Below are 12225 nucleotides of genomic sequence, written 5' to 3'. Positions count from 1 at the left end.
GAGCGGCGACACCTCCCATGATGCGTCAGTATGAGCTGGTCGAACGCGTTCAGGCCTATAACCCTGACGTCGATGAGCAGTTGTTGAACAAGGCCTATGTGTACGCCATGCAGAAGCATGGCTCGCAGAAGCGCGCCTCCGGCGATCCCTATTTCAACCACCCGCTCGAAGTCGCCGCCATCCTGACCGAGCTCAAGCTCGACGACGCCTCCATCGCCGTCGGCCTGCTGCATGACACGATCGAGGATACCGACGCCACCCGCGCCGAAATCGACCAGCTGTTCGGCGCCGAAATCGCCGCCATTGTCGATGGCCTGACCAAGATCGACCGGCTCAACCTGGTCTCGCGTGAGGAGGCCCAGGCCGAAAACCTGCGCAAGCTGCTGCTGGCCATCAGCCAGGATGTGCGCGTGTTGCTGGTCAAGCTCGCCGACCGCCTGCACAACATGCGCACGCTGCAATTCATGCCGCCGGAAAAGCAGCAGCGTATCGCCCAGGAAACCATGGATATCTATGCCCCGCTCGCGGGCCGCATGGGTATGCAGGACATGCGCAACGAGCTGGAAGAGATCTCGTTCAAGATTCTCCAGCCCGAGCATCACCAGGCCATTGTCGCCCGGCTCGACGAGATGCAGGAGGAGTATCGGGAAACCATCTCCACCATCTCCACCGAGCTGAGCGAGCGTCTCGCCGCCGAGGGCATCACCGCCCGCGTCAAGGCGCGGGTGAAATCGCCCTTCTCGATCTTCAACAAGATCGAGCGCAAGTCGATCGCACTGGAACAGCTCTCCGACATGATCGGCTTCCGCGTCATCGTCGGCTCGGTCGAGGAATGCTATACCACGGTCGGCGTGGTCCATACCAAGTGGAAGGTCGTGCCGCTGCGCTTCAAGGACTATATCTCGGTCCCCAAGCACAACGACTACCAGTCGATCCACACCACCATCGTCGGCCCCGGCCGACAGCGCGTGGAATTGCAGATCCGCACCGAGGAAATGGACCGCATCGCCGAATTCGGCATTGCGGCGCATGCCCTCTACAAGGATGGCGCCTCGGCCAATCTGGGCCGCATCGAACAGGAATCGCAGGCCTATGGCTCGCTGCGCCAGACCATCGGCCACCTGACGACAGGCAATTCTTCCACAGAAGACTTCCTCGAATATACCAAGCTGGAGCTGTTCCAGGACCAGGTGTTCTGCTTCACCCCGCGCGGGCGGCTGATCGCGCTGCCGCGCGGCGCCACGCCCATCGACTTCGCCTATGCGCTCCATACCGACATTGGCGATACCACGGTCGGCGCCAAGATCAACGGCTCCATCCTGCCGCTGGTGACCCAGCTTCGCAGCGGCGACGAAGTGGAAATTATCCGCGACCAGAATCATCTGCCGCCGATGAATTGGCTGGGTATTGCCGCCACCGGCAAGGCCCGTTCGGCCATTCGTCGTGCCGTGCGCCATGCCGCCACCCAGCGCGCCTTTGCCCTGGGCGAGCATGTGCTCAACATGATGCTGGAGCGTGAAGGCGTCATGCTGGATGATAGCGAAGCCCAGGCGCTGGCCGAGGCAATGGGGTTTGCCGGTCGCCGCGATCTGCTGATTTCGGTGGGCGAAGGCAAGATCGGCTCCGAGCCGCTGGGCGTCGAACTCGCCAAGCTCAAGGGCCTGCGCAAGCGCCGCCGCAAGCTCGACCTGCCGGTAGCCGATACCGCCGATGGCTGGTTTGCCCTGCGCGCCACCGACCTGTTCCGCTTCCGCGTGCCCGGCGGCCAGCGCTCCGGCCCGCGCGCCAGGGCGGCGCTGGCGCAGCTCGATTTCCACATGCCGGTGACCGTTTCGGGCGAAGGCGTCGTGCCCGGCGACCGGCTGGTGGGCATCCTGCAGCCCGATACGCCCATGCTGGTCTATCCCATCCATTCCGAAGCGCTGATCGACAAGCATGACAGCGACGTGGCCTGGGTCGATGTGCGCTGGAATCTCAAGGGCGGCGAAGAAAAGCTCTATCCCACGGTCATCACCATGGAGAGCGTCAACAAACCCGGCTCGCTGGCGCAAATATCCTCGGCCATCGCCGCCTGCGACGCCAATATCAACAATCTGGTGATGCGGATGATTTCGCCCGACTTTCACCAGATGATCTTCGAAATCGAAGTGCGCGACCTTGCGCAACTGACCGATGTTCTGGCAACGCTCAAGCGCAGCCCCGGCCTCAGCGCCGTGCAGCGCGCCGGCATGCGCGAAGCGGGCATGATTTCGACCCTGGAATGGGACGGCAAGGTCGACCGGAGATTTGTCGATGACGAGAGGTAAGCTGTGACATGATCATCGGCCTCGGCTCCGACCTCATCCAGATCCACCGCGTCGAACAGACGCTCGAAAAATACGGCACCCGCTTTACCACCCGCTGCTTCACCGAGATCGAGCGCCGCAAATCCGACCGACGCGCCCAGCGCGCCGCCTCCTATGCCAAGCGCTTCGCCGCCAAGGAGGCCTGCTCCAAGGCGCTGGGCACCGGCATTTCCTGGGGCGTCTACTGGCGCGACATGGGTGTGGTGAACCTGCCCTCGGGCAAGCCCACCATGCAGCTGACCAACGGCGCGGCAAAAGCGCTGGCGCGCCTTGTGCCTGATGGTCACGTGCCCCACATCCACCTCACCATCACCGACGATGCCGGGCTTGCTCAAGCCTTCGTCATCATCGAAGCGCTGCCGCAAGCTGGCCCCGAAAAGTTGTAGACTTTTCGGATCAGGCCAGCGGTCAACTCCGATTGACCCGGCAAGCGCAAGGGACTAACCCTGCGCCACTGCATTTCCGGGGAATTTCATGAGCCAGCCCGCCGACAAGCCCATCAAGAAGTCCGCGACCAACGAGTGGTGGGAAACCATCGTCGTCGTGGCCGAGGCCCTGCTGATCGCCATCGTGCTGCGCTCGTTCCTCTACCAGCCCTTCTCCATCCCCACCGCCTCGATGCAGCAAACGCTGATGATCGGCGATTATTTCGTCGCCAATAAATTCGTCTGGGGCTATGGCAAGCATTCCTTCTCGCTTGGCCGCTACGGCGATTTTTCGCTGCTCGATTTCGAGCTGCCGATCAACAACCGCATTTTCGGCCGCGAGCCCAATCGTGGCGATATCGCCGTGTTCCGTCCGGTGCCGCAGAATATCGAATATATCAAGCGCGTCGTCGGCCTGCCGGGCGATACGATCCAGATGAAGCAGGGACGCCTCTATATCAACGGCACCATGATCGAGCGCGAGCAGATCGGTACCGGGCAGGATACCGACAGCAATGGCGATACCCGCGAGGTCATTCTCTACCGCGAGACCTTCCCCGAGGGCACGACCCATATCATCCAGGAAATCTCCGACAACGCGCCGCTCGACAATACGTCGGAATATGTGGTGCCCGCCGGCCACTATTTCATGATGGGCGACAACCGCGACCGCTCGGCCGATAGCCGCGTGCTGAGCCAGGTCGGCTATGTGCCGGCGGTGAACCTCATCGCCAAGGCCGAGGCCCGCTTCTTCTCGATCAAGGATAATATTCCGCCCTGGCAGCTCTGGCAGTGGCCGGCCAATGTGCGCTGGGACCGCATGTTCCAGGGCGTCGATCACCAGCCTCTATGAGCCGCGCCCCGCGCAATCATGACAAGCTGCAGTTCCGGCTCGGCTATCGCTTTGCCGACCCGGACCTGCTGAACCGTGCGCTGACCCATTCCAGTGCTACCTCGCCGGCCAAGCGCATCGAGCACTCCTACCAGCGCCTCGAATTCCTCGGCGACCGCGTGCTCGGCCTCGTCGTCGCAGACATGCTCTATCGCCGCTATCCCAAGGCCAATGAGGGCGAGTTGAGCCGCACGCTCAATACGCTGGTGCGCAAGGAAACCTGCGCCATCATCGCCCGCACGCTCGACCTGGGCAGCGAACTCCATCTCGGCGACAGCGAAGCCCGCACCGGTGGCGCCGAAAAGGAAGCCATTCTCGGCGACGTCACCGAGTCGATCATCGGCGCCATCTATTGCGATGGCGGCATGGGCAAGGCGTATGAATTCGTCGAACGCATGTTCGAGGAATTCCTGGCCGACGGCTCCGCCAACCAGGCCGACGCCAAGACCACTTTGCAGGAATGGGCCCAGGCCCGCGGGCTCGAACCGCCCACCTATACTCAGACCGACCGGCGCGGCCCCGACCACGCCCCCGAATTCACCATATCAGTCACCCTGGGCGACTATGATAGCTTGAGCGCCACCGGCCCTTCCAAGAAGATCGCCGAACACAAGGCCGCCGAGCTGTTCCTCATTCGCCAGAAGGTGTGGAAGGAAAACCGATGAACACACCAGAAGAACTGTCCGACACCTCCTGCGGCTTCATCGCGCTGGTCGGCGCGCCCAATGCCGGCAAGTCGACTTTGCTCAATGTCCTCGTTGGCACCAAGGTCTCCATCGTCACCCACAAGGCGCAGACCACCCGCAGCCAGGTGCGCGGCGTGGTGACGCTGGACAAGGCCCAACTGGTCTTCATCGACACGCCCGGCATTTTCGCGCCCAAGCGCCGGCTCGACCGCGCCATGGTCGACAGCGCCTGGGGCGGGGCAGGGGATGCCGATCTCGTCGCCTTCATCGTCGATGCCGAACGCGGCATCACGCCCGATCTCGAAGGGCTGATCGAGGGACTGGCCAATATCACCCACCCGAAAATCCTCATCCTCAACAAGATCGACACGATCAAAAACGAGGCTTTGCTGGAGCTGAGCCGGACGCTCAACGACAAGCTGCGCTTCGAGGCGACCTTCATGATTTCGGCGCTGAAGGGCCATGGCGTGCAGGACTTCATGGATTGGTGCGTCAAGCACATCCCGCCTGGGCCATGGCACTTCCCCGAGGATCACCTGACCGATCTCACCATGGCCATCACCGCGGCCGAGATCACGCGCGAAAAACTGTTCCTGCGCGTCCACGACGAGATTCCCTACAATTCCACGGTCGAAACCGAGAGCTTCAAGATCCAGAAGGACGGCTCCTACAAGATCGACCAGGTCATCTATCTCTCCCGCGAGAGCCACAAGAAGATCGTGCTCGGCGCCGGCGGCCAGACCATCAAGGCCATCGGCGCGGAATCGCGCAAGGAACTGATGGCCATGTACGAGGTGCCGATCCACCTGTTCCTCTTCGTAAAAGTCCGCGAAAAATGGGGCGACGACCCTGAGCGCTACCGCGAAATGGGGCTGGAATACCCACATGGGAAGGGGTGAGGGCTCGCCGCCCGCAGTGGTTCAGCAGACCTCATGGTGAGCCTGTCGAACCACGAGGGCGTGGCACAGAGTTGATGTATGGAATGGACCGGTGAAGCCCTGCTGATCGGCGTCCGCCGCCACGGCGAGACATCAGTCATCGCCGAGGCCATGGTCGCCGGTCGCGGCCGTCATCTGGGCCTCGTCCGCGGCGGCCGCACCCGCCGCCTCGCCGCCGTCCTCCAGCCGGGCAATACCATCCAGCTCACCTGGCGCGCCCGCCTCGAAGACCAGCTCGGCATGTTCTCCGTCGAACTGCTGACCGCCCGCGCCGCCGCCCTGATCGAGGATCGCACCCGGCTCTATCTCAGCCAGCTCGTCTGCGACCACCTGCGCCTGCTCCCCGAACGCGACCCGCATGATCGCCTTCTCGGCATGGCCCTGCGTCTCATCGATAGCGCCCCCGACGGCGCCGCGCTCGCCCGCTTCGAACTCGCCGTCCTCGAAGACCTCGGCTTCGGCCTCGATCTCACCTCCTGCGCCGCCACCGGCGTCACCTCCGACCTCACCCACGTCTCGCCCAAGACCGGGCGCGCCGTGTCCCGCGCCGCTGCCGCCCCCTATCTCGACCGCCTGCTGCCGCTCCCCAGCTTCCTCACCAGCCGCGGCAATGCCAGCCCACACGACATCGCCGACGCCCTGCGGTTGACTGGGCATTTCCTCGAATCCCAGGTCTGGGGCCCCCGGCAGTTGGAACCGTCGCCGACGCGCGAGATGCTGCTGGCGATATTGAGCCGGGAGGATTGAAGCGCCGAATGAGGGCTGTGCCCGAATGGCTGGAGTGAGGTGGGGTTCTTGACACAACGCTGATCCCACCCACGATGTCATCCCGGCGCAGGCCGGGATCCATCTCGAGATCGCGCCACAGCCGCAAGGTGGACCGTTCTGTCGCAAACCCGCCCATCTCAGGGTGGATCCCGGCCTGCGCCGGGATGACACGGTGGTTTGGGCAGCATAAGCGCTCAAAGACTTATCCCCCTCCGCTACGCTTGCGATACAGCGTGCCTGGCCCGGACCCGCGAAAATCCCGGCATGGTGGCGAGGCAATGGCCTCACTCCTAAAAAACTACCATCGAGGCTTGCGCCTCGCCACCATGCTCACCCGACAACCGCGGCACTGGCGGCGCTTCCGCACGCCCATATCCGTGCAAAACCGCGCCTTTGCCCACAAATCCGCCCCCGCCCGCTATACTGCTTTCCTGATTCGTTCTCCCGGAATGCCTGCTGATGTCTGATAGCGATACCCTCCCGCCTGCCGACGACCAGCGCGTCGTCGATCTCAAGCAGGCGCTTGAGGAGCGGTACCTCTCCTATGCCCTCTCCACCATCACCCAGCGGGCGCTGCCCGATGCGCGCGATGGGCTCAAGCCCGTGCATCGCCGCATCATACATGCCATGCGCCTGCTCAAGCTCGATCCGGGCCAGGGCTACAAGAAATCTGCCCGCATCGTCGGCGACGTGATCGGCAAGTTCCACCCCCATGGCGACCAGTCGATCTATGACGCGCTGGTGCGCATGGCGCAGGATTTCGCGCTGCGCTATCCGCTGGTCGATGGGCAGGGCAATTTCGGCAATATCGACGGCGATGGCGCCGCTGCCATGCGCTACACCGAATCTCGCATGACCGACGTGGCCACGCGCCTCCTCGAAGGCATCAGCGAGAATGCCATCGACTTCAAGCCGACCTATGACGGCGAAGACGAAGAACCGGTCGTCCTGCCGTCCAACTTCCCGAACCTGCTGGCCAACGGCTCAACCGGTATCGCCGTGGGCATGGCGACGTCCATTCCGCCCCACAATGTGGCCGAACTCTGCGACGCGGCGCTCCATCTTATCAATGTCAATCCAGAGGCTTCCGCCCACGACCTGACCCAGTTCGTCAAGGGGCCGGATTTCCCCACCGGCGGCATCCTGGTGGAATCCCCGTCCTCCATCGCCCATTCCTACCAGACCGGCCGCGGCTCGTTCCGCCTGCGCTCCAAGTGGGAGGTGGAAGAGACCGGCCGCGGCGTCTATCTCATCGTCGTCACCGAAATTCCCTATGGCGTGCAGAAGTCGCGGCTGGTCGAAAAGATCGCCGAACTGCTGCTGGCCAAGAAGCTGCCTTTGCTCAAGGACGTACGCGACGAATCGTCGGACGATATTCGCCTCGTGCTCGAACCACGTGCCCGCACTGTCGATGCGGTGATCCTGATGGAGCAGCTGTTCAAGACCACCGATCTTGAAACCCGTTTCCCGCTCAATCTCAACGTGCTCGATCGTGGTACGGCGCCCAAGGTGATGAGCCTGGCCCAGGCGCTCAAGGCCTGGCTCGAACACCGCAAGGAGGTGCTTGTCCGCCGCACCACCCACCGGCTGGAGCAGATCGCCCACCGGCTCGAAGTGCTGGCGGGCTATATCATCGCCTATCTCAACCTCGACGAGGTGATCCGCATCATCCGCGAGGAAGACGATGCCAAGGCCTCGCTGATCGCGACGTTCGAACTGTCAGATGTGCAGGCCGAAGCCATCCTCAACATGCGCCTGCGCTCCCTGCGCAAGCTCGAGGAGATCGAGCTGCGCAAGGAACACGAGACGCTGACCGAGGAGAAAGGGCACCTCGAAGGGTTGCTGGCCTCCGACAAGCGGCAATGGGGCACGATCAGCAAGGAGATCGAGGCCCTCAAGAAGACCTATCCGCTGCTCAATGCCGACGGCACGCCGCATGCCCTGGGTGCCCGCCGCACCGTGCTGGGCGATGCGCCGACCGCCGATGCCGCCGAAGTCACCGAGGCCTTCATCGAGCGCGAGCCCATCACCGTCATCCTGTCCGAAAAGGGCTGGATTCGCGCGCCGCGCGGTCATGGTAGCGACGTTAATGACGAACGCGGCTTCAAGGCCGGCGACCGGCTCAAGCTGTCGCTCAAATGCGAGACCACCGACAAGCTGCTGATGCTGACCACCGGCGGCAAGGTGTATACGTTGGCCGGCGACAAGTTGCCCGGCGGGCGCGGGCAGGGCGAGCCGGTACGTATCATGGTCGATATCGAGGAGGGGCAGGATATCGTCGATCTCTTCGTCTATCGCCCCGGCCAGAAGCGCATCGTCGCCTCGGCTGCCGGCTATGGCTTCATCGTCGGCGAGGACGAGATGATCGCCAATACCCGCAAGGGCAAGCAGATACTCAATGTCGGCGCGCCCGACGAGGCGGCTTTGCTGGTGCCGGTGGCCGGCGATCGTGTCGCCGTCATCGGGCAGAACCGCAAGCTGCTGGTGTTCCCACTGGCGCAACTGGCCGAGATGGCCCGCGGCAAGGGCGTGCGCCTGCAGCGCTACAAGGATGGCGGCATTTCCGACCTCAAGACCTTCTGGGCCGCCGATGGCCTCACCTGGACGGACAGTTCCGGCCGCACCTACACCAAGCCCACCGAGGAACTCACCGACTGGCTCGGCGACCGCGCCACCGCCGGCCGCCAGCCCCCCAACGGCTTCCCGCGCAACAACAGGTTCGTCGGATGATCCGGCATTGCGTCTTCGTCAAATTCCGTAGCGGCGTCAGCGCCGATGAACGCGCCGAGATTTATGCCGGGTTGGCCGCTTTGGTCGGCCAGATCGACGGCCTGCTCGCCTTCGATTCCGGCCCCAACATCTCGCCCGAAGGCCGCAGCCAAGGCTTCAACGACGGCTTTATCATGGATTTTGCCGACGCAGCCGCCCGCGACCGCTACCTGCCGCATCCAGCCCACAAGGCCGCCGGCAGCCGGCTGGTGGCGGCGCTGGAGAGCGGTCGGGACGGCCTGATCGTGTTCGATCTGAAGGTGGGGGCTTAGCGACACGCCCTGGTGGTTCGAGGGTCGCTACGCATGAGGCTACTCTTGGCTCAATGCTCCAGTAGCCTCATGGTGAGGTGCGCTTCTTCAGCGCCTCGAACCACGAGGGCGTGCCCCGATCATTCCACCGAAAACGTGAACACCACCGGCAGGTGATCGCTCGCCGTCTTCCGCCCCGCATGCAACTCGTGCACCACGATGCCGCCCCGCGTCATCACATGGTCCAGTGGCAGGAAGGGGATGGTCTCGCGCCAGGCCCGCAGATAGTACCAGCTCAGCGGATAGGTCACGAGGTTCATGGTTTCTCGGGTAAACCCGTTGCGGGCCACGAAATCGCGCAGCGCATAGGACCAGGGCGTCGAGTTGAAATCTCCAGCCAGGATCATCGGTCCTTCGACCTTATCCACCACCTCCGAAAGCGCGGTAAGCTGCTCATGCTGGCGGGCTACCGGTATCGGCCAGTCCATATGCGTGGTGATCACCGAAAAGGGCTTTCCATCGCCGGTCTGGAATCGGGCGAGGATATGGGCGGTGCGCGTCGTGCCATAGGCATTGTTGGGGCAGGCCCCATCGTCGACCTGAGTGAAGGGAATGCGCGAATAGAGTCCCAGATTGGCGCGCTTGCCGCCCCGGCACCGCACGAAGAACGGATACTTGGCCAGCAGGGCCGGATGCAGGTCGGTCGCCTGCTCGCCGAAATATTCCTGCAGCACGATGATATCGGGATCCTCGGCAAAAATGGCCGCGGTGACCTTGTCCATCTCGTAATTCATGCCGAAGAGATTATGCGTCATCATGGTGATGGTGCCATCGGCCGGCGCCCCCGGCCGTGCCCGCAGCGATCCGGCGATTTCAGGCAGCATCACATTGGCCGATGCCGCGAGGCCCACAAAGGCATAGATGACCGCCACGCTCCGCCAGCGCCCCCGCAGTGCCAATGCCACGATCACCAGGCCAACAAGCGTTCCCGGCAGCAGGAAGATTTGCGCATGGTTCAGCAGGTCGAGTTCCGGCACGGCAAAGCCGAACAGCGCGAGGATGGCAAGCGTGGCCACTCCCAGCGCCCCCAGCACGAGGCCAAGCCGGATCAGCTTAAACAACAAAGACATGGCAGGTCCGGCAGGTGGGCATGAGGGGCGATGTCGCCGAGACATATGGCGCAAGCAAGGCCGGGGCAACGAAAAAGGGCGACCCGAAGGCCGCCCTGTCTCGCGCTTATGAAGGCTTACGCGCCGAACAGGTTCGACGACAGTAGGCCGAACAGCGTCGCCAGCGAGCGCACCACTTCCACCGGGACATTAGTGCCCACGAACTGGCCCGAGGCATCGACCTGCGACGGGGTCTCGGTGGGCACGCCATCGATATCGACGGTCACGATCTTGGATTCCTTCATGATGATCTGTGCCGTGATGCCATCGGCGGCCGCGAACAGGTCGCTATTGGCATCGCCCACGGCAAACAGCGCATCGTCGCTGGCGGCGCCGGCCGAGGGCAGGGTCAGCGTCAGGTCATACTGGGTCTGCGCATCGACGCCGGGCGAGTCGGTCCACGGCATATTGCCCTTGAGCACGTACTCCTTGTCGGCGCAGGTCGCCTTGAGGTCGAGGAACCAGCTTTCGGTCTGGTAGGCGAACACCATGTTGCCCGACCAGGTGCAGCCGGGGTCGGATGGCAGGCCGGCCGAGGGGATGGAAAGGCGCGTCAGGTCGACCGTATCGACACGGTCGTCGATGACAGACCCGCCGGCATTCTGGCCGAGATTGGCCATGATCGAATCCTTGAGCGCCGAGGCGCCGCTGGAGGTGACTTCCGGCTTGAGGTTCATCGAGCCCGAGAAGGCGCCGGCAGACGGGGCGACCTTGCCCAGAGCCAGGTAATTGACCGCCATGCCCGAGCCATCGGTATAGCCATCGGCATTTACCGTGTAGCCGCCCGAATACTGGGTGCGCGGCAGCAATTGCTGATTGGCCGGATTGACGATGGAGCCGCTGCCGGCCACGGCACAGGCCTTGTCCGACCGCACGACGAGGAACTGGGTATAGCCGGCCGAGCAGGTGAGCTCGAGCTGGGTCCTGACCTGGGCATCGCCGATGGTGACGGCGAAGACGTCCTTGCGGGACGGATCCTTGAGCGACGGCATGGTAGCCGAGGCGGTAAAGTCGACATTGGGCGGCACGGTGGCCTGTGCGAAGGCCGTCGCCGGCAGCGCTGCCAGCAGGAGGGACGCGAGATAGATGCTTCTGATCTTCAACGAAGTTCTCCATGGACAAAAGATGGAATAAGGGCGCCCCGGTTCCCATCGGTCCACAGCCGCCCACGCTGACCATTGCCAGTAAGCAGCTGAACAATAGCTGACAGTATGCGTCAGAAACAATTCAGCTTTCGAAGTAACGCGCTGGATTAATCAAGCGAACACCAGCCCAGCGTGCCCCGCTGGACTTCCAGCGGCTTGTATAAGGCCTTGTAGGCCATCTTGGGGGAATCCTTGACCCAGTAGCCGAGATAGACGTAGCGCAAGGCGGCCGAGCGCACCTGTTCGATATGGTCGAGAATGAGATAGGTCCCCAGGCTTCGCGAGGCCAGATCGGGGTCGTAGAAGGAATAGACCATCGAAAGTCCGTCGGGCATCACGTCGGTTAGGGCCACCGCCACCAGGGTCTGGTCGGGGTGGTTGCGCAGGCGATATTCGACCAGCACGGACTGCACCGGCGTATCCTCGACCATGTATTCATAGTCGACGAAGCTCATCTGGTTCATGCCGCCGCCGGCATGGCGCGACTCCAGATAGCGCTTGAACAGGTCGTACTGCTCGCTCGTCGCCGTGGTCGGCCGCACTTCCACGGACAGGTCGTCATTGTGCTTCAGCACACGGCGGAAGCGGCCAGACGCGACGAATTCATTGGCCACGATCCGCACCGACTGGCAGGCATTGCACCCTTCGCAGGCCGGCCGGTAGATCAGGTTCTGGCTGCGGCGGAAGCCGTTCTCGCTCAACAGGTGATGCAGGTTCGCCGCGCGCCGCCCGGTCAGGTGCGTGAACAGCTTTCGCTCCTGCTTGCCGGGCAGATACGGACACGGCATGGCCGCGGTCAGGAAGAGCTGGGTGGTTTCCGGCGTCTGGTCGGTCATC

Annotated in this window: 11 protein-coding genes; 8 read left to right on the top strand and 3 right to left on the bottom strand. The window is 63.3% G+C overall.

The features are described from left to right. Positions 1 to 17 precede the first annotated feature (17 nt). From ASD04_RS03495 to ASD04_RS03460, 8 genes are all read left to right on the top strand, one after another. On the top strand, positions 18 to 2306 hold the full coding sequence (locus tag ASD04_RS03495; protein WP_056252507.1) for a bifunctional (p)ppGpp synthetase/guanosine-3',5'-bis(diphosphate) 3'-pyrophosphohydrolase: 2289 nt from the start codon (positions 18 to 20) through the stop codon (positions 2304 to 2306). Between the two features lie 8 nt (positions 2307 to 2314). Next, entirely contained in the window at positions 2315 to 2731 is a 417-nt protein-coding gene (gene acpS, locus ASD04_RS03490) for a holo-ACP synthase (protein WP_056252500.1), read from the top strand. Between the two features lie 88 nt (positions 2732 to 2819). After that, positions 2820 to 3623 carry a signal peptidase I gene (lepB, locus tag ASD04_RS03485; RefSeq protein WP_056252497.1) on the top strand — a complete coding sequence of 268 codons (804 nt, stop codon included), beginning with the start codon at positions 2820 to 2822 and terminating at the stop codon, positions 3621 to 3623. Beyond that, the gene (gene rnc / locus ASD04_RS03480; RefSeq protein ID WP_056252493.1) at positions 3620 to 4327 is read left to right on the top strand and encodes a ribonuclease III; all 708 of its coding nucleotides are present in this window, start codon (positions 3620 to 3622) and stop codon (positions 4325 to 4327) included. The genes lepB and rnc overlap by 4 nt, the downstream gene beginning before the upstream one ends. Next, entirely contained in the window at positions 4324 to 5247 is a 924-nt protein-coding gene (era, locus tag ASD04_RS03475) for a GTPase Era (protein ID WP_056252490.1), read from the top strand. The genes rnc and era overlap by 4 nt, the downstream gene beginning before the upstream one ends. 78 nt (positions 5248 to 5325) lie before the next feature. Further along, positions 5326 to 6033 carry a DNA repair protein RecO gene (gene recO, locus ASD04_RS03470; RefSeq protein WP_056252486.1) on the top strand — a complete coding sequence of 236 codons (708 nt, stop codon included), beginning with the start codon at positions 5326 to 5328 and terminating at the stop codon, positions 6031 to 6033. A gap of 480 nt (positions 6034 to 6513) precedes the next feature. Beyond that, positions 6514 to 8784 (top strand): DNA topoisomerase IV subunit A, encoded by a 2271-nt coding sequence (parC, locus tag ASD04_RS03465; protein WP_056252483.1) that lies wholly within the window; start codon positions 6514 to 6516, stop codon positions 8782 to 8784. Then, positions 8781 to 9095 carry a Dabb family protein gene (locus ASD04_RS03460; protein WP_056252480.1) on the top strand — a complete coding sequence of 105 codons (315 nt, stop codon included), beginning with the start codon at positions 8781 to 8783 and terminating at the stop codon, positions 9093 to 9095. Before parC ends, ASD04_RS03460 begins: the two co-directional genes overlap by 4 nt. 119 nt (positions 9096 to 9214) lie before the next feature. On the opposite strand, the gene ASD04_RS03455 is transcribed toward ASD04_RS03460, so the two are convergent. From ASD04_RS03455 to ASD04_RS03445, 3 genes are all read right to left on the bottom strand, one after another. Continuing rightward, positions 9215 to 10204 carry an endonuclease/exonuclease/phosphatase family protein gene (locus ASD04_RS03455; protein ID WP_056252477.1) on the bottom strand — a complete coding sequence of 330 codons (990 nt, stop codon included), beginning with the start codon at positions 10202 to 10204 and terminating at the stop codon, positions 9215 to 9217. Positions 10205 to 10320: 116 nt separating this feature from the next. Further along, positions 10321 to 11346 carry a hypothetical protein gene (locus tag ASD04_RS03450; protein ID WP_056252474.1) on the bottom strand — a complete coding sequence of 342 codons (1026 nt, stop codon included), beginning with the start codon at positions 11344 to 11346 and terminating at the stop codon, positions 10321 to 10323. 149 nt (positions 11347 to 11495) lie between these two features. Further along, positions 11496 to 12224 carry an arginyltransferase gene (locus ASD04_RS03445; protein ID WP_056252471.1) on the bottom strand — a complete coding sequence of 243 codons (729 nt, stop codon included), beginning with the start codon at positions 12222 to 12224 and terminating at the stop codon, positions 11496 to 11498. Position 12225: the final 1 nt, after the last annotated feature.

This window comes from Devosia sp. Root436 (assembly GCF_001426345.1).
GTDB lineage: Bacteria > Pseudomonadota > Alphaproteobacteria > Rhizobiales > Devosiaceae > Devosia.
The sequence above is the reverse complement of the archived record's forward strand: the minus strand, read 5'-3'. Positions and strand labels throughout refer to the sequence as shown.

Coding starts and splice junctions, on each gene's coding strand:
- ASD04_RS03445 (WP_056252471.1), bottom strand. CDS start 12,224: ATGACCGACCAGACGCCGGAAACCACCCAGCTCTTCCTGACCGCGGCC.
- lepB (WP_056252497.1), top strand. CDS start 2,820: ATGAGCCAGCCCGCCGACAAGCCCATCAAGAAGTCCGCGACCAACGAG.
- acpS (WP_056252500.1), top strand. CDS start 2,315: ATGATCATCGGCCTCGGCTCCGACCTCATCCAGATCCACCGCGTCGAA.
- ASD04_RS03460 (WP_056252480.1), top strand. CDS start 8,781: ATGATCCGGCATTGCGTCTTCGTCAAATTCCGTAGCGGCGTCAGCGCC.
- era (WP_056252490.1), top strand. CDS start 4,324: ATGAACACACCAGAAGAACTGTCCGACACCTCCTGCGGCTTCATCGCG.
- ASD04_RS03495 (WP_056252507.1), top strand. CDS start 18: ATGATGCGTCAGTATGAGCTGGTCGAACGCGTTCAGGCCTATAACCCT.
- ASD04_RS03455 (WP_056252477.1), bottom strand. CDS start 10,204: ATGTCTTTGTTGTTTAAGCTGATCCGGCTTGGCCTCGTGCTGGGGGCG.
- rnc (WP_056252493.1), top strand. CDS start 3,620: ATGAGCCGCGCCCCGCGCAATCATGACAAGCTGCAGTTCCGGCTCGGC.
- parC (WP_056252483.1), top strand. CDS start 6,514: ATGTCTGATAGCGATACCCTCCCGCCTGCCGACGACCAGCGCGTCGTC.
- recO (WP_056252486.1), top strand. CDS start 5,326: ATGGAATGGACCGGTGAAGCCCTGCTGATCGGCGTCCGCCGCCACGGC.